The 14,623-nt window shown below is 67.1% G+C and carries 21 protein-coding genes and 1 tRNA gene; 10 read left to right on the top strand and 12 right to left on the bottom strand.

Annotation, left to right across the window (positions count from 1 at the left end; translation table 11 throughout):
- Window positions 1–47: 47 nt before the first annotated feature.
- The 3 genes from KBZ33_RS11095 to cbiD form a co-directional block, all read right to left on the bottom strand.
- Entirely contained in the window at window positions 48–689 is a 642-nt protein-coding gene (locus KBZ33_RS11095) for a hypothetical protein (RefSeq protein WP_254953106.1), read from the bottom strand.
- Window positions 690–752: 63 nt separating this feature from the next.
- Window positions 753–2,372 carry a glutamine-hydrolyzing GMP synthase gene (gene guaA, locus KBZ33_RS11090; RefSeq protein ID WP_254953107.1) on the bottom strand — a complete coding sequence of 540 codons (1,620 nt, stop codon included), beginning with the start codon at window positions 2,370–2,372 and terminating at the stop codon, window positions 753–755.
- Window positions 2,373–2,419: 47 nt separating this feature from the next.
- Window positions 2,420–3,553, bottom strand: coding sequence for a cobalt-precorrin-5B (C(1))-methyltransferase CbiD (gene cbiD / locus KBZ33_RS11085; RefSeq protein ID WP_254953151.1), 1,134 nt, complete (start codon window positions 3,551–3,553; stop codon window positions 2,420–2,422).
- A gap of 80 nt (window positions 3,554–3,633) precedes the next feature.
- On the opposite strand from cbiD, the gene KBZ33_RS11080 reads away from it, so the two are divergent.
- The 6 genes from KBZ33_RS11080 (at window position 3,634) to KBZ33_RS11055 (ending at window position 7,785) form a co-directional block, all read left to right on the top strand.
- Window positions 3,634–4,785, top strand: coding sequence for an alanine--glyoxylate aminotransferase family protein (locus KBZ33_RS11080; RefSeq protein ID WP_254953108.1), 1,152 nt, complete (start codon window positions 3,634–3,636; stop codon window positions 4,783–4,785).
- A 68-nt stretch (window positions 4,786–4,853) separates the two neighbouring features.
- Window positions 4,854–5,321: a hypothetical protein gene (locus KBZ33_RS11075; RefSeq protein WP_254953109.1), complete on the top strand. Its 468-nt coding sequence runs from the start codon at window positions 4,854–4,856 to the stop codon at window positions 5,319–5,321.
- 62 nt (window positions 5,322–5,383) lie between these two features.
- Window positions 5,384–5,455, top strand: a tRNA-Gly gene (locus tag KBZ33_RS11070).
- Window positions 5,456–6,019: 564 nt separating this feature from the next.
- Complete coding sequence (locus KBZ33_RS11065) at window positions 6,020–6,826, top strand: hypothetical protein (protein WP_254953111.1); 807 nt, start codon at window positions 6,020–6,022, stop codon at window positions 6,824–6,826.
- 163 nt (window positions 6,827–6,989) lie between these two features.
- Window positions 6,990–7,211 carry a hypothetical protein gene (locus KBZ33_RS11060; RefSeq protein ID WP_254953112.1) on the top strand — a complete coding sequence of 74 codons (222 nt, stop codon included), beginning with the start codon at window positions 6,990–6,992 and terminating at the stop codon, window positions 7,209–7,211.
- A complete protein-coding gene (locus KBZ33_RS11055) occupies window positions 7,189–7,785 on the top strand; it encodes a hypothetical protein (RefSeq protein WP_254953113.1) in 597 nt (198 codons plus the stop codon). Before KBZ33_RS11060 ends, KBZ33_RS11055 begins: the two co-directional genes overlap by 23 nt.
- Before the next feature lie 27 nt (window positions 7,786–7,812).
- On the opposite strand, the gene KBZ33_RS11050 is transcribed toward KBZ33_RS11055, so the two are convergent.
- The 5 genes from KBZ33_RS11050 to KBZ33_RS11030 are packed head-to-tail and all read right to left on the bottom strand — an operon-like array spanning window position 7,813 to window position 9,955.
- Window positions 7,813–8,049: a helix-turn-helix domain-containing protein gene (locus tag KBZ33_RS11050; protein WP_254953114.1), complete on the bottom strand. Its 237-nt coding sequence runs from the start codon at window positions 8,047–8,049 to the stop codon at window positions 7,813–7,815.
- On the bottom strand, window positions 8,049–8,855 hold the full coding sequence (locus KBZ33_RS11045; RefSeq protein ID WP_255011773.1) for a KilA-N domain-containing protein: 807 nt from the start codon (window positions 8,853–8,855) through the stop codon (window positions 8,049–8,051). The genes KBZ33_RS11050 and KBZ33_RS11045 overlap by 1 nt, the downstream gene beginning before the upstream one ends.
- Window positions 8,852–9,133, bottom strand: coding sequence for a hypothetical protein (locus KBZ33_RS11040; RefSeq protein ID WP_254953116.1), 282 nt, complete (start codon window positions 9,131–9,133; stop codon window positions 8,852–8,854). Before KBZ33_RS11040 ends, KBZ33_RS11045 begins: the two co-directional genes overlap by 4 nt.
- Window positions 9,133–9,726 (bottom strand): hypothetical protein, encoded by a 594-nt coding sequence (locus KBZ33_RS11035; RefSeq protein WP_254953118.1) that lies wholly within the window; start codon window positions 9,724–9,726, stop codon window positions 9,133–9,135. Before KBZ33_RS11035 ends, KBZ33_RS11040 begins: the two co-directional genes overlap by 1 nt.
- A complete protein-coding gene (locus tag KBZ33_RS11030) occupies window positions 9,719–9,955 on the bottom strand; it encodes a hypothetical protein (RefSeq protein WP_254953119.1) in 237 nt (78 codons plus the stop codon). Before KBZ33_RS11030 ends, KBZ33_RS11035 begins: the two co-directional genes overlap by 8 nt.
- A gap of 32 nt (window positions 9,956–9,987) precedes the next feature.
- Between KBZ33_RS11030 and KBZ33_RS11025 the strand changes: the two genes are divergently transcribed.
- Entirely contained in the window at window positions 9,988–10,686 is a 699-nt protein-coding gene (locus KBZ33_RS11025) for a hypothetical protein (RefSeq protein WP_254953120.1), read from the top strand.
- A 110-nt stretch (window positions 10,687–10,796) separates the two neighbouring features.
- Here the strand turns inward: KBZ33_RS11025 and KBZ33_RS11020 are convergent, their stop codons facing one another.
- The 3 genes from KBZ33_RS11020 to KBZ33_RS11010 are packed head-to-tail and all read right to left on the bottom strand — an operon-like array spanning window position 10,797 to window position 12,089.
- Window positions 10,797–11,492, bottom strand: a complete 696-nt coding sequence (locus KBZ33_RS11020) for an XRE family transcriptional regulator (RefSeq protein WP_254953122.1) — start codon at window positions 11,490–11,492, stop codon at window positions 10,797–10,799.
- Between the two features lie 43 nt (window positions 11,493–11,535).
- Entirely contained in the window at window positions 11,536–11,715 is a 180-nt protein-coding gene (locus tag KBZ33_RS11015) for a hypothetical protein (RefSeq protein WP_254953123.1), read from the bottom strand.
- Window positions 11,712–12,089, bottom strand: a complete 378-nt coding sequence (locus KBZ33_RS11010; protein ID WP_254953125.1) for a VRR-NUC domain-containing protein — start codon at window positions 12,087–12,089, stop codon at window positions 11,712–11,714. Before KBZ33_RS11010 ends, KBZ33_RS11015 begins: the two co-directional genes overlap by 4 nt.
- 60 nt (window positions 12,090–12,149) lie before the next feature.
- Here KBZ33_RS11010 and KBZ33_RS11005 point away from each other — a divergent pair, with 60 nt between their 5' ends.
- Together KBZ33_RS11005 and KBZ33_RS11000 are read left to right on the top strand one after the other, a co-directional pair.
- The gene (locus KBZ33_RS11005; protein WP_254953127.1) at window positions 12,150–12,386 is read left to right on the top strand and encodes a type II toxin-antitoxin system Phd/YefM family antitoxin; all 237 of its coding nucleotides are present in this window, start codon (window positions 12,150–12,152) and stop codon (window positions 12,384–12,386) included.
- Complete coding sequence (locus tag KBZ33_RS11000) at window positions 12,386–12,832, top strand: type II toxin-antitoxin system VapC family toxin (RefSeq protein WP_254953129.1); 447 nt, start codon at window positions 12,386–12,388, stop codon at window positions 12,830–12,832. The genes KBZ33_RS11005 and KBZ33_RS11000 overlap by 1 nt, the downstream gene beginning before the upstream one ends.
- Here KBZ33_RS11000 and KBZ33_RS10995 read toward each other — a convergent pair.
- Entirely contained in the window at window positions 12,829–14,259 is a 1,431-nt protein-coding gene (locus KBZ33_RS10995) for a DEAD/DEAH box helicase (RefSeq protein ID WP_254953131.1), read from the bottom strand. The two genes, KBZ33_RS11000 and KBZ33_RS10995, sit on opposite strands and share 4 nt — an antisense overlap.
- A 106-nt stretch (window positions 14,260–14,365) precedes the next feature.
- On the opposite strand from KBZ33_RS10995, the gene KBZ33_RS10990 reads away from it, so the two are divergent.
- Window positions 14,366–14,566: a hypothetical protein gene (locus tag KBZ33_RS10990; RefSeq protein WP_254953133.1), complete on the top strand. Its 201-nt coding sequence runs from the start codon at window positions 14,366–14,368 to the stop codon at window positions 14,564–14,566.
- Window positions 14,567–14,623: the final 57 nt, after the last annotated feature.

Genomic DNA, 14,623 nt, shown 5'->3' with positions numbered 1-14,623 from the left:
CGCCAACGGGACGGGGCTTTCCAGTCTGACGTGCGGAACGGCCCGCTTCAGGGGGCCGGACGCTGCACCCCGGGAGCGACGATCACCTGGCCGCAGAAGCGGGTGCTGCCGAGCCACCAGCCTGCGGCGACGGCCAACACCAGCAGGACGCTGAAGGGCAGCAGGGCCTGGCGGGTGCCCTCCAGGGAAAGCCACTCCATCCAGCCGCGCAACAGGCGGTCACGGTCGAAGCGGCGCCGCTCCCGCAGGCTTTCCTTACCGCGCCGCTCGAGGGCCCGGGCCACCCAGCGCTCGAAGGCCTTTTTCTTGGTGACCGCCATCTTGCGTTCCACCTCCAGCAGGTGGCCGGCGCTGAGGTCGGGGTTGAAGGTGCTGATCAGCTCCAGGCTCTTGAGAAACATCTCCACCGCCCCTTCCTTCACTGCCAGGTCGGCCGGATCGAGACCCTCCCAGTCGAGTTCGGGATAGAAGCGCAGGCGGTTGCTGCGGATCTGCTCCTCCGGCAGCTGGCCCGGCTCCCGCAGCCAGCGGTCGGTGTTGGCATCGAAACGACGCCAGTAGAGGAAGGGATTGAGGAAGATGGTCTTGCCGGCCAGCAGGATGCTGTCCTGCTGTAGGCGGCGGTGCAGCTGGGGGTCGTGCTCAGCCCCGGCAGGGCTGCCAGCGACGACGGGGGAGACGGAAGGCACGGAGCAAAGGCCGGGAGCCGACGTTATCGAAGTTGGCGCCCGGGGGCCAGCCTGGGGACCCGCCTACTCCCACTCGATCGTGCCGGGGGGCTTGCTGGTGATGTCGAGCACCACCCGGTTCACGCCCCGCACCTCGTTGACGATCCGGTTGGAGATCAGCTCCAGCAGGTCGTAGGGCAGCCGCGACCAGTCGGCGGTCATGCCGTCCTCGGAGGAGACGCAGCGCAGCACGATCGGATAGGCGTAGGTGCGCTTGTCGCCCATCACCCCGACGCTGCGCACCGGCAGCAGCACGGCGAAGGCCTGCCAGATTTCGTCGTAGAGGCCGGCGTCGCGCACCTCCTCGCGCACGATCAGGTCGGCATCCCGCAGGATGTCGAGCTTGTCGTCGCTGACCTCCCCCAGGATGCGGATCGCCAGGCCGGGGCCCGGGAACGGGTGGCGTCCGACGATCTCCTGGGGCAGGCCCAGGCTGCGTCCCACCTTGCGCACCTCATCCTTGAACAGGCGGCGCAGCGGCTCGACCAGCTTGAACTGCAGATCCTTGGGCAGGCCGCCCACGTTGTGGTGGCTCTTGATCTTCACGGCCACCCGCTCGCCGGTCTTGGGGTCCAGGTTGGTGCCGGCCGATTCGATCACGTCCGGATAGAGGGTGCCCTGGGCCAGATAGTCGAAGGGGCCGAGGCGGCGGCTTTCCTCTTCAAACACCCGGATGAACTCGGTGCCAATGATCTTGCGCTTCTCCTCGGGGTCGGTGATGCCGGCGAGTTTGGAGATGAAGCGCTCACGGGCGTTGATGTATTCCACGTTGATGTGGAACTGGTGATCGAAGAAGTCCATCAGGAACTCCGGCTCACCTTTGCGCATGAAGCCCTGGTCGATGAACATGCAGGTGAGGCGATCACCGATCGCCTGGTGCAGCAGGAAGGCCAGGGTGGAGGAATCGACCCCGCCCGAGAGGGCCAGCAGCACCCGCTTCTCGCCCACCTGGGCACGCACCTCGCCGATGGCCTCGTCGATGAAGGCGGCCGTGGTCCAGTCGGGGGTGCAGCCGCAGATGTGATAAACAAAATTGCGGATCATCACCATGCCGCCGGTGGAGTGCACCACCTCGGGGTGGAACTGCACCCCGTACAGGCGGCGGTCGTGGTCGGCGACCGCGGCCTCGGGGGTGTTGTCGGTGTGGGCCAGCCGCACGAACCCCTCCGGCAGGGCCTCCACCGAATCGCCGTGGCTCATCCACATCGTCGAGCCACTGGCGACATTGGTGAGCAGATCGACCGGGTCGTCGACGTGGAGCGGCGCCTTGCCGTATTCGGCCCGGCCGGCCGCCACCACCGATCCGCCCAGCTGCTGAACCATCAGCTGCATGCCATAGCAAACACCCAGCACCGGGATGCCCAGCCCCCACAGGGCGGGGTCGCAGGAGGGGGCCCCCTCCTCGTAGACGGAACTGGGACCGCCGCTGAGGATGATCCCCTTCGGGGCCAGGGCCTTCAGCTCAGCGGCGGTGGTGGCGTAGCCCATCACCAGGGAGAACACCTCCGTTTCCCGCACCCGGCGGGCGATCAGCTCGGAGTACTGGGAACCGAAATCCAGGATGACGATGGCCGGGGGACGGCTGGAACCGCTGGTATGGTCCCGTTCCGAACCCGATGGAGCGGTCTGCGGCGTTTCGGACATCGGCTCGAAGGCGGGCAGGGCCAGGGCCCGGTATCGGTGGGTGCACCCTAGGTCGCGCCCCTGAAACGCTCCATCAGCGCCGCCCCCACCGGACCGCAGACCCTCACCTGGCGAGCGCGATCGAACAGGGCTGCTCCCACGGCAACCGGCGGGGCGCCATGGCTGGCCAGGTAGGCCTGGCAGCGGCTTTCGATGGCGGCGGCGATGCGCGCCCGCAGGCGCCCGGCCAGGTCCGGATCGGCCTGCTCCAGCCCAGCCAGGGCAGCCTCCACCGTGGCGGCCCCATGCAGGGCTTCGAGGGTGGATCCAGTGGCCCCCTCCAGGGCAGCCAGGGCGGTGAGCACCTCGGCGCGGCCATCGGCGAGGTGGTGATGGGTGTGGAAGATGCCGCCGGCCAGCTTGATCAGCTTGCCCTGGTAGCCGAACAGCAGCAGCCGTTCCACCCCCGCTTCAGCCGCTGCCACCAGCACCGGCCCGAGCCAGTTGCCCGCCTTGAGCAGCAGCTGCGGCGGCAGTCCCAGCCGCGGAGCCAGATCGAGGCCGTTCTCGCCGATCACCAGCACCAGGTCAACGCCGGCCCCCGGGGCGGCGACCCGGCCGGCCAGCTCGGCCAGGGTGCGGGCGAGCTGGTCCGGGTCGGCGCCCGCCTGCACCTCCGCCTGGGTGCCGATCAGGGCCAGTCCCTCCACCACGCCGAAGGCCGCATTGCTGGTGCGCTCCGCCAGGCGGCGGCCTTCGGGAAGCACCAGGGTGAGCCCCAGACGGCGGCCAGCCGGCACCAGGGGCCGCAGGTTGGCCTCCAGCAGCTGCTGGGCATAGGTGGACAGGCAGGCCTCCCCGGTCGCCGCGTGGACCCCCACCCCCTCACCGGGCTCCAGCCCCAGCCAGGGCCCGTCGCCCGGGAGCCAGCGGGCCAGTACCCACACCACCAGGCCTCGGGTGAGGTCGAGGCCCTCGCCCGGGTCACAGCAGCTTTCCCCCAGGGCCAACCCCTCCCCCAACCGCGCGGCGGCCCGCACCGGAATTGGCACCATCCCTGGCGGTTGCAGGAGTTCCAGGGGCACCTCGGCGCTGAAAGGATCCCCCTGCAGGGCCCCGAGGGCGGCCCGCGCCGCGGCCGCCAGCCACACCGGCAGGGTGAAGCCCCGCTGGGGCACCGAGGGGGGGCGCAGGGAATCGATGGCCGGCGGGAACGCTGTTTTTTATGGTGGTCGATCGCCTCGCCTTCGCCGGGCCCGCGCTCCTTCGCTCCCCACCGCTCATGCAGGACAAGCTCACTCTGATGATCCCCGGCCCCACCCCGGTGCCGGAGACCGTCCTGCAGGCCATGGCCCGCCACCCGATCGGCCACCGCAGCGGCGATTTCCAGAAGATCGTGCGTCACACCACCGAGCAGCTGCAGTGGCTGCACCAGACCAAGGGCCACGTGCTGGTGCTCACCGGCAGCGGCACCGCGGCGATGGAGGCGGCGATCGTCAACACCCTCAGCCGCGGCGACAAGGTGCTCTGCGGCGACAACGGCAAGTTCGGCGAACGCTGGGTGAAGGTGGCCAAGGCCTACGGGCTGACCGTGGAGGTGATCCAGGCGGAATGGGGCCAGCCCCTCGATCCGGAAGCTTTCCGCGCCGCCCTCGAGGCCGACACCGCCAAGGAGATCCGGGGCGTGATCCTCACCCACTCGGAAACCTCCACCGGGGTGATCAACGACCTGCAGGCCATCGCCGGCCATGTGAAGGCCCACGGCACGGCGCTCACCATCGCTGATTGCGTCACCAGCCTGGGGGCCTGCGACGTGCCCATGGACGCCTGGGGCGTGGACGTGGTGGGCTCCGGCTCCCAGAAGGGCTACATGATGCCGCCGGGCCTGAGCTTCGTCGCCATGGGCGCGCGGGCCTGGACGGCCTACGAGCGCTCCGATCTGCCCAAGTTCTACCTGGATCTGGGCAAGTACCGCAAAGCTGCCGACGACGACAGCAATCCCTTCACCCCGGCGATCAACCTCTACTTCGCCCTGGAGGCGGCCCTGGGGATGATGCAGGAGGAGGGACTGGAGGCGATCTTCACCCGCCACGATCGCCATCGGCGCGCCACCCAGGCGGCGATGAAGGCGATCGGCCTGCCCCTTTACGCGGCCGAGGGCCATGGCAGCCCGGCAATCACGGCGGTGGCGCCGGAGGGCCTCGATGCCGAGCTTCTGCGCAAGCACGTCAAGGAGCGTTTCGACATCCTGCTGGCCGGCGGCCAGGACCACCTCAAGGGCAAGGTGTTCCGCATCGGCCACCTGGGCTTCGTCTGCGACCGCGACGTGCTCACGGCCGTGGCGGCCATCGAGGCCACCCTGCAGGCCCTGGGACTGGCCAAGGCAGCCACCGGCGCCGGCGTGGCGGCGGCTGCGGCGGAACTGGCCGGCTGAGCACCTCCACGGCGGGGTGGCGGGGTGGCGAGGGACGAATTAGGTTCATGGCGGACGCTTTTGATCCCATGACCCTTGCTGCCCTGCGACGCCTCCCCCTCGCCGCCGCCCTCTGCCTGGGCCTGGCAACCGCCGGTTGCCAGCGCGCCGACCTGTCCCAGCAGACCCAGAAGACCGAAGCGGCGATCTGCACCGAGCTGGCCACGGTGAACCAGGCCCTGGAGCAGGTGGCGGCCCTGACCCCCGCCTCCACCGTGGGTGAAGCGAAGGCGGCCCAGCAGACGCTGGAGCAGTCGATCGCAGCCCTGAAGACCTCGGAGAACCAGCTGCAGAAGCTGAGGGTGGAAGCCTTCAGCAAGGTGCTCGACGGCTTCCGTGGGGAGGTGGCCGCAGCCTCCGCCAACAAGACACAGACGCTTGAACAGGCTGCCAATGAGCTGAAGCCCAAGGCCCTGGCGGTGATCGCCGCCCGCAAGGCCCTCTCCGCGGCCGTGCAGTGCGAGGAGCCGGCGGCGGCGGCCCCCAGCAAGCCCTGACTGGCGAGGTGCTGGCCCTGGGCGCCTTCTGGACGCCCAGGGCCTTGCTAGAGTGATTGAATGCGGGTGTAATTCAGTGGTAGAATGTCAGCTTCCCAAGCTGAACGTCGCCGGTTCGAGTCCGGTCACCCGCTTCTAGTCCAGGACTGAGAAATCCCCCAAAAAGCCAGTCTGGCACTGGCTTTAGGGATTCCAGCGGCTGACCGCACCTGACAGGCCGTGCCAGGCTGTAGGGCCGACCTTCTCACAGACCTTCTCACATGGCTGAGGCAGCCCCCTGGGAGATCGCCATCCGCGTCGAGACCGCTCATGCCTTGTCCCGCAAGGGATGTCCAAGGGGCTGGGCGCTCACGGAGCACCGCGGCTTCGCCAGACTGAACATCACGGCCAAAGCGGGCGGCGGCAAGCGGCGTCAGATACAACTACCGATCCCCTGGCACTTCGATCACGCCAAGAAGATTGGCGAGGCCGTTTGCAGGATCTACGACGATTTCAGCAGCGGAATAGAGCCAGAACAGGCAGCGAAGAAGATCGCGTTTACCACATCAGAGCAATCAGATGACGGATCTACTACTGCTCATAGGGCAATTCCTGAACAGCAGATAGACTGGAAAGCCCTGATCGAGCGCTATCGCGAGTACAAAATCCGCAGCGGCGAAATCAAGGAGTCAACCTGGACCAGGGTGCATCGGCACCACATGAAGCTGGTACTGGAAGCCTTCGCCACCCGACAGCCACCCCGAAGCGCCACCCAGCTGCTGGATCGCCTCACCCTGCACTGGGCAGACAAGCCCGGTGGGCGGACCAGGCAGATTCAGATGCAGGCCACCTCGGCGCTGCTCCGCTGGGCGGTGGCCCAGGGCCAACTCCCAGCAACCCAATGGGAGCCACCAACCGACCTGAGCCCTTTCGTGGGGCGGTCACGCTCCGCCAAAGCAGTCACCACCCCCCTGGAGGTAAGCCACATCCTGGCGTTGGTGCGGGCTTTGCCCGACCCGCGGTGGCGACTGGCCTTCCAGCTGATGGCCGCCTACGGATTGCGCCCCGAGGAGCTCCAGCACCTGCAGCTGCGCGATGGGCGCCTGTGGTGCACCTATGAAAAGGTGGCTTCCCGCGGCAAGACCAAACCTCGCGCCCTGCGGCTGCTGCCCTGTGATGACTGGGCAGCCGACTGGAAGCTGGCCGAGCACTTCCGCCCTGGCGATCTCCCGCCGATGCGTTCCGGCTTCTGCGGCAACGACATCAGGCAGTACCTGCACCGACGCCCCCTCTGGAACAAGCTCCGGCAGGAGTACGAGTCCAAGGGCGAGAAGCTCGTGCCTTACTCCTGCCGCCATGGCTACGCCCACCGCGCCCACGTGATCTGCGACCTGCCGCCCAAGGTGGTGGCCGCGGCGATGGGCCACAGCGTGCAGACCCACCTGGCTGCCTACAGCCGCTGGTGCGGGGATGACGTGGTGGATGACGCCTTCGCCAAGGCGGAGCAGCGCCTGCTCGCCTCCTGAAGCCGGCCGGTCAGAAACCCGTGACCGCTGGCAGAGCCTGTTGCCCATGACAGGTCGCGCTGAGCGAGCCATCTTTGGGGCGGCTTCGTGGCGAATGGTTCGCCCCACACCGCAACACCACCCCACAGACCTACAGTTCAGGGCCCACGAGGCCAGTGCTTCCATGGCCCTGCTTACCCCCCACCAAAATCCAGCAGGCCAGGGCACGCCCGAAGCCTCCGCCCAACAGACGCGCCTGACGTCCGAGAACCTGGCTTGGGTGGATGAGAAGATCAAGGAGCCCGGCTGGGCCAAGCAATTCCTGATCTCTGCCGGTCTCCTCGATTCCAAGGGCCATTGGAATCCCTCGTATTGGCCTGAAGATGGCGAAGCCGGTTCGAAATAGCCTCGGCCCCCTTCTTCTGCATCACGGCTGCGATCGATCTCTTGCGGAGCTTGTGCTCGAAGGCAAGACCTCACCGATTCCAAGCGAGAACAAATACGACTGGCTGGGGCCAGGAATCTATTTCTGGGTCGACAGCCCCTCCCGCGCCATGACCTGGGCGAGAGAGAAACAACAAAAGAAGCCGGAAGAGATGGCTGAGCCCTCTGTTCTGGGAGCTTTCGCTTACCCAGGTCATTGCCTCAACCTGACGGACTATGGAGCGCTTGATGAACTACGGGTTGCCTACGAGAAAGTGAAGCTCGTGCTCGAAAGCGAGGGCGGAAAGCTGCCATCCAATGGTGCAAAGGAGAACGGCATCTACCTCTACCGGCCCCTCGATTGCCTCGTGATCAAGATGGTTCACAAGCTCAGGGAAGAGAGCGGCCTCGAAGCCTATGACAGTGTCTACGGCATCTTTGTTGAAGGCCAAGATCTCTTTCCAGGATCAGGCTTCAAGGCAAAGAGTCACGCTCAGATCGCCATTCGCAATCCTGAGTGCATTGCCGGCTACTTCCGAGTCCCTGATTTCACCTGAGCTGGTGTCCTCCGCCCCTTTGCAGCGTCAGAACCGCAGATGGCGCCGGCTCCAGCCAGTGATCGTGGCCTCCACGTTTTCCAGGTGCCACTGCAGCGGCCCCCGGCCCTGGGTGCAGCCCCAGCGGCGGTAGTGCTTGCCCGGGGTGAGCACCCCCCGCAGCCGCAGCTGGCGGAGGGTTTCGCGGCTCATCCCCAGGGCAGCGCAGGCTTCTGCCGTTGTGACCCAGACCCGCTGGCGGGTGGGCGTTGTGGCGGTGTCCATCAGGCTCCCCCCAGCTGGGCGCGGATGCGCTGGAGGGTCTTGATCAACCAGGAGCGGCGATAGCTCTTGACCTGGCGCGGTGCCCCATCCACAAACTGTTGGCGGCAAGGAGGTTCTTCGCCGAACTCCTCGCGGTAAGCCCTGGCCACGAGCTTGCCGGCTGCGCAGAACTGCTTGCGCGGCAGCGCTTGCTGGAACACCTCCAACCAGGCATCTCCCAAGGTGAGCTCCTCGTCAGTCGGCGCACCGGGCAGCAACCCAGCACTGGCGGTCAGCACGTTGCTGCGGACGATGTCCTTGAACAGGAGCTGATCCCGCTGATCCAGCCCGCCCAGCCGCTCGAACAAGCCAATGCTTCGCTCCACCAGGGCGATCACCTCGGCCTCCCTAAGCCGAGGTGCGGGTGTTTCCACAGGAGCCGGGTGAGCCTGCTGGACGCTGTCCAGGAACCAGCCGTCCATCCACACCGCAAACGGCGCGCTGATCCAGCGAGCCAGGTCGACCGCGACCTGGGGATGGACCCAGGTGCCGCCGCCGCCGGCACCGCCTGATCGGGACTCAACGAGGGCGTGGACGGAAATTCCGGCCACGCTTTCCAAGGCATCCAGATACAGCTGGCACCGGTCGGACTCGCGATAGTCCTTCCACCGCTTGCCATTGGCTTTGCACATGGCCGTCGCATTGACGTAGCCATCGGTGGTGCGCCGAGAGATCGGCGTGCCGTTCCAGGAACGGGAAACCAGAGCGGGGTGATCCATCGAGGCGAGAGGACTGACAGGAAAGGAGCCGGTGGTTGTGGTGTTCATCGGTCTGACAGCGGTTTGGCTGAACTCCCACCGGCATCGGCGACGGCGGAGCGAAAGGCGGTGTTGGTGCTGATCACGGGCCGCGGCGGCACGGGCCCGGCGATCACGAGCAGCAGGGTGCTGAGCTGAAAGAGGAGCCCCAGCAGCACCAGGCCACGCAACCCAACGAGGCTGCTGGCTGTGACCGCGACGGTGGTGGGCCGGCGTGTGCGGCAGAAGGCCGGCAGCTGGGGGCGGCGCCCACCGCCCCGGCTGCTGGTGACGTACGGCGAGCCCATCAGAAGGGGGCCTCGTCGTCGTCATCGACGGCCCAACCGCTCGCGGTTCCGTCATCGGAGCCACGACCCGTGGTGTACCCATCCAGCTCGTCGAATCCATCGGTGGGGTCGACCTGCTCGTAGGGCACGAAGTCCACGACCTGGACGGCACGGGGTTGGAAGGTCATGCCGCAGCCGTTTTCGCCATCCCAGTCGTAGATGTCGAAGGCAACGATCACCTTCGAGCCGTTGCCGATGGCAGCCCCATCCCAGGGCTGCTTCTTGGCATCAACAATGCGGGGCCCCTCGGAGAGGGAGCCGTCGCGCCGCTGGAACTGCGGCACCTTGAAGCGCACCACCGTGATCTCGCTGGGCTTCTCCTTGTCGGGCTTCCAGGGGAAGCCCTTCTCGGCACGACGCTTGCGGCTGCCGTGCAGGGCGATGAACTGGTCCTCCATCGCCAGCAGGAAGGACTGGGCCTTCTCATCGCTGTTTGGCAGCAGCAGATCGGCGGTCCAGGCCTTGGGTTTGCTCTTGTCGAGCTGGTGTCTTGGGGTGATCAGGTGGGCCCAGCGCACTTCGGCGAGGGGCGTGCGGAAGATGTCCTTAGCCATGGGATGAATCGGGGTGAACGGTGGAATTGGGCTGTTGATCGAAAGGGGGAAGGGGCGGCAGGCCAAAGCGCTCGCGCAGCAGGTGATGCACCGCTCCGCTGGCCGAGAGGTTGTGGCGCTCCATCACCTCGCGGACTCGCAGGTAGACGTCGGTGCGCACCTGGGTCTGGATGAAATGGCGGCCGGCCTGGGAGCGGGGCTGCTCGCCGTAGCGACGAAGGCCTTTCATGGCGCCACCGGCGCCGCGGCGCCACCCCGGCCTTGTTCTTCGCACTCCTCAAGGAAGTGATCGATGAAGGCGGCGTGCTGGTGCTGGGTGATCCGGTCGCCAATCGAGCGGGCATTGCGCGGCACCTGGAAGTGCTCGCGGAAGGCCTTGGTCAGCGCCTGGCGAGCGGCCTGCGGCAGGGCGAGGATTCGCTGGTGGGTGGCCTCGATCTCCTGGGGCGTGAGCGGCTCCAGAGCGACATCGCCGTCAACCACTGGAGCCGTGTCTTCCTCTTTGCTGGACCCAGGCCCAGCCGCTGTATCGGGAGTCCCGACGACTACGAGGCTCTTTGCCCCTGCTATCTCAGCCTCTACAGGCCGAGCCTGCTTGGCCAAGGGAATGCCCAGCAGCATGGCCAGCATCCAGCCGGCGGCCTGCAGCAAGTCGTCGACCTCGTCGGCCCACTCCTCGCTGGTGACCTCTGCGCCGCCGGCGTGCATCACGATGACGCGCAACTTGTGGCGGCCGCGGACGTCGACCAGCTGGGCGCTGAAGGCAATGCCAGAAGCGAAAGCTGGCTTGGCTGCTTCGACCACGGCAGCCAGATCAAGGGATGGAACGGCCTGCACCTGCTCCTGAAAGGAGGCCAGGGCGGCGGTGAGCGCGCGCTCGGCGCCGCCTTTTTCGCCGAGCAGCTCGAGAGCGTCGGGTGGCACGCCTGCGCGTGCGGGGGATTGCGTCATGGCAACTGAGAGCCGGGCTTGTGCCCGCTGGCCTGAGCTTAGCGGCTAGCTGACGCTAGGCGCAACCCTGACCCGGCTCGGGTTCGTCCTGGTCGCCATGTCAGGGGTGCTTGGCGGGCCTAAATGATTGGATTTTCTTCGTCCCAGAGGATGATCCACTTTTCGGGCATGAAGTACTCCCCCTCCAGCCACAGCTGGGAGAGCTCTGCCGGGCTGTAGTCATCCACAGCCAACACCTCGCGGAATCGCTTCTGGTGCTCCGATGGAACGCTGGCCTCCAACAGCTCCAGAGCCTCGGTGACATCAAAACCGCGCTCTTTGATGACTCGGCGCACGTGCTGCCGCCACTTCTGACAGAGCTCCTCCGCTCGCTTGGCAGTCAGTGTCGGTGCCGGAGCGGTTTGATAGGTGCTCGGCACCGGCACATAGCCGATGTAGCAGCTCCAGAAGTCCACGGCATCCCAGAGCTTGTCGTCATCGCCGCGCAGGGGCTCCGCATTCTTCAGCTGGTCCTTCAACCGCTGGGACTTGACCGGTCCCCAGTCCTTCTCCGCCAGGCGACGGTTGAGCTCCTCGAGCTGGAAGAAGGCCTTCTGGCGCAGCTCACCGGCCTTGCCCTGCTCGATCACCGAGAGGTTGCCGTAGGAGATCACCTCAAACTCGGCTTCCGCACCCCACTCGCAGGCGGTGTACTGGGTCCAGCCATTGCGGCGGCGCCAGTTGAGCAGCATCTTCCCGAAGGCTCGGCGGGACTCGTCCTGCCAGTCCAGAACGGCCTGATAGGTGCGCTTGACGGGCTTCTTTGCTTGTGCCATAGCCCGATCCTAAGCGCTGCTTGGCACTGCTAGCCATAGCTTGTTACAGCTTGGCAGGCTGGTCTCGGTCGTTTCCTGGCTCGGCCAAGAGCTGTTTGACCTGCTGGCCGGTGAGCACCCGGCCCGTCTGGGCCTGGAAGCGCAGGGCCAGCGTGTAGGGGTGGAGGCCTGGATGGCGGCGGGCCAGGGCCTGCAGCTGCCGCCGCAACTCCGGCCGCTTCATGCGCCTGGCCCTCCCGCGGGACCGAGGTCCAGAACAGCCTGGGCCTGCTCGATTGACCGGCAGACGGCTGCCACCCCGCCGAGCTGCTGCACGAGCTGCAGAAAGGCCCGCTGTTCAGAACTGACGACCCCGCTGGCGGTCTTGACCTCCAGGGCAACGAACTGGGCAACCCGCTGGCCGACCATCTCTGGCGTGATCTCCAGTGAGCGCAGGCCGATCAGGTCGCTGCTGCCCTTGCACAGCCCAAAGCGCACGAAGCGCCCCTGCTGGTCGACCAGGGCGCCGGTGTTGTTCCGCCAGAGCCGCACCGGCCCGCGGCCGCAGGCCAGGCGGATGCGCTGCTGGATCTCGTGTTCGCTGGGGGAGGAGGCCATGCCTCCTGTTGCCGGGCTGCAAGCTCGGCCTAGAGTTGGTCATCCAGATGGTCAACGGCCATGGTGCAGGTGACGGTGGCGGAAGCCAAGACCCAGCTCTCCAGCCTTCTGGATGCGGTGGAGGCTGGCCAGGCGGTGGTGATCACCCGGCGCGGCAAGGCCATCGCCGAGCTGGTGCCACGCTGCAGCGTGCGTGATCTGCTGCCCCAGCTCGCAGCCCTGCGTGACTCGTTGCCCGAGCAGCCGACCAGCGGCGTGGAGACCATGCGCGCGTTGCGGGATGAGCCCGGCGCCTGATGCTCTACATCGACACCTGTGTGCTGCTGGCGGTACTGACGCCGGAAGTGCATTCGTCCACGGCGGCGGCATTTCTGGCTAAGGCCAGTGCCCCGCTGGCGATCAGCTCCTGGAGTGTCACCGAGCTCCATTCCGCCCTCGGCCTGAAGGTGCGGACCAAGGCCCTGAGCCAGTCACAAGCCGAAGCGGTGCTGCAGGGTTTTGAACGCAGCCTGGCGCCGGGCCTGCTGGTGCTGGAACTGGAGCCGCAGGACTTCCGCAATGCCAACGCCTGCCTGCGCGGCTGGAGCACGACCCTGCGAGCGGCCGATGCCCTGCACCTGGCCATTGCCAGCGGCCGTGGCGCCACCCTCTGCAGCCTGGATGCTCCGTTTGTGGCCGCGGCCCAACAGCTGGGTCTGGAAGCTGAACTCCTTGGAGTAGACGGCAAGCCAGTCATTCATTAAGCGCTGCGCTGGCGGGCAGCCCAGACGTGCCTGGCCCAGCCCGGCTTGTAGCCACGTTCCTGCTCCCTCTGCAGCAGGTCCTCGAAGGTGCGGCAGCCGGCTGCCGGGTGCGTGCGGCGGGGCCTCTGCTGCTGATTGGGTTTGGGCCGGTGGCGGGCGGCCCCCGTGATTTCAACCAGTTCGCCCTCCAGCTGCTGGAGCCCGCGGCGCTGCTCATCGCGCTCGTCGGCGAGGAACAGGTGGCCGCAGTCGGGGCACACCTGTGCGGCGCTGGGACAGCTGCAGAAGCAGAGCGGGCATTCCTTGATCGGAATCGAGACCCCTTCCCGCCGGCGCCGGCCGGCCAGGTTCCACTCCCTCTCATCGGTGGGCAGGCCGTGGCGATGGGCGTTGCCGACGTGATCGAGGATCACCGCCTCGTTCTTCCCAAGTGCGGGACGCAGGGCCCGGCCGACCATCTGCAGGTAGAGCGAGAGGCTGGCGGTAGGGCGCATCAAGATCGCGCCGCCGACTGAGGGGATGTCGGTGCCCTCGGAAATGATCATGCAGCTGCTGAGCACCTCAACCTCGCCGGTGCCGAGCCCGGCAATCAGGCGTTTGCGCTCCTCGGCCGGCGTACCACCGCTCACCGCCGCGGCCCGGATTCCCGCAGCGCGGAAGGCGCCGGCCATCTGTTCGGCATGCTCGATCGTGCAGCAAAAGCAGATGGCGGTGCCCGGGTGAAGCCGGCGGCGGTAGTGCGACACCGCATCGCCAATGGCGGCACGGTCCCCGTAGGCGCGTGCCGCCTGCTCCAGATCGAACTCGCCCATGCGGCGGCGGAGTTCGGGGCCCTGCCCCTTGCTGTTGCGGGCTCCTGGCCAGGAGAAGACCTTGGGCCGGGCCAGCCAGCCCTGCTCCACCAGCCAGGCCGCTGAGGGCCCCAGCACCAGGGCCTCGAAATAGCCGCCGGCTTCCACGCCCAGCCCCTTGCCATCGAGGCGTTCGGGGGTGGCAGTTTTTCCGATCAGGTAGGCGCTCGGCCAAGCCTCGATGATCCGGCCCCAGACGTTGCCGGCGACCAGGTGGTGGGCCTCGTCCTGAATGATCAGATCCGGCGGTGGCAGCTGCTCCAGCCGCCGGGCCACGGTCTGCACCGAGCCCACGGCGACCTGGCGGCCCTGCAGCCGTTGGCCGGGCGCGATCACATCCGGCTCCAGCCCCCAGGCCCGCACTGTGCCCGTGAGCTGTTCGATCAGCTCAGCCCGGTGGGCGAGCACCAGCACCCGCCGGCCCTTGCCGGCCGCGCCGCGGACGATGGCGCCGATGGTCTGACCCTTGCCTGCGCCGGTGGGCATGACGGCACAGACCCGGCGGTGGACCTTGAGAGCTGCGCGGAGATTGGCCAGCAGCTGCTGCTGGTAGTCACGCAGAACGATTAGAGCCATTGGGATCACAGGCAGTCAGGACAGGCGCTAGCCATGCTCCTTAACAGGCTCAGCCTAACGAGGGCTGGCCTGGGCCACTAAGCTGCAGTTCGCGAGCACAACGCCGATGTCTGACTACGCAATGCCGTTGAGCATTTCGATCACCCACGAGCAGCTGGCCTGGCTGGATGCCCGCAGGCGCCACGGCTCCCTCAGCCGCTCAGCTGCCCTGCGCCAGGTGCTGGATAGCTTCATCCGCAGCGAGGCGCTCGCTTCCTCAGACCGCGGATCCGCTCCACGCGACGTGGTCCTCAGCCAGGGCTGGTGAGCGATCCGTCATGGCCTCTGATGCCATTGCTGCGGCCAACGGCCGCTGGCCGGAGAT

This window comes from Cyanobium sp. Cruz-8D1 (assembly GCF_024345975.1).
GTDB lineage: Bacteria > Cyanobacteriota > Cyanobacteriia > PCC-6307 > Cyanobiaceae > Cyanobium.
Note: the sequence above shows the minus strand (reverse complement) of the source record. Positions and strands in the feature narration are given on the sequence as shown.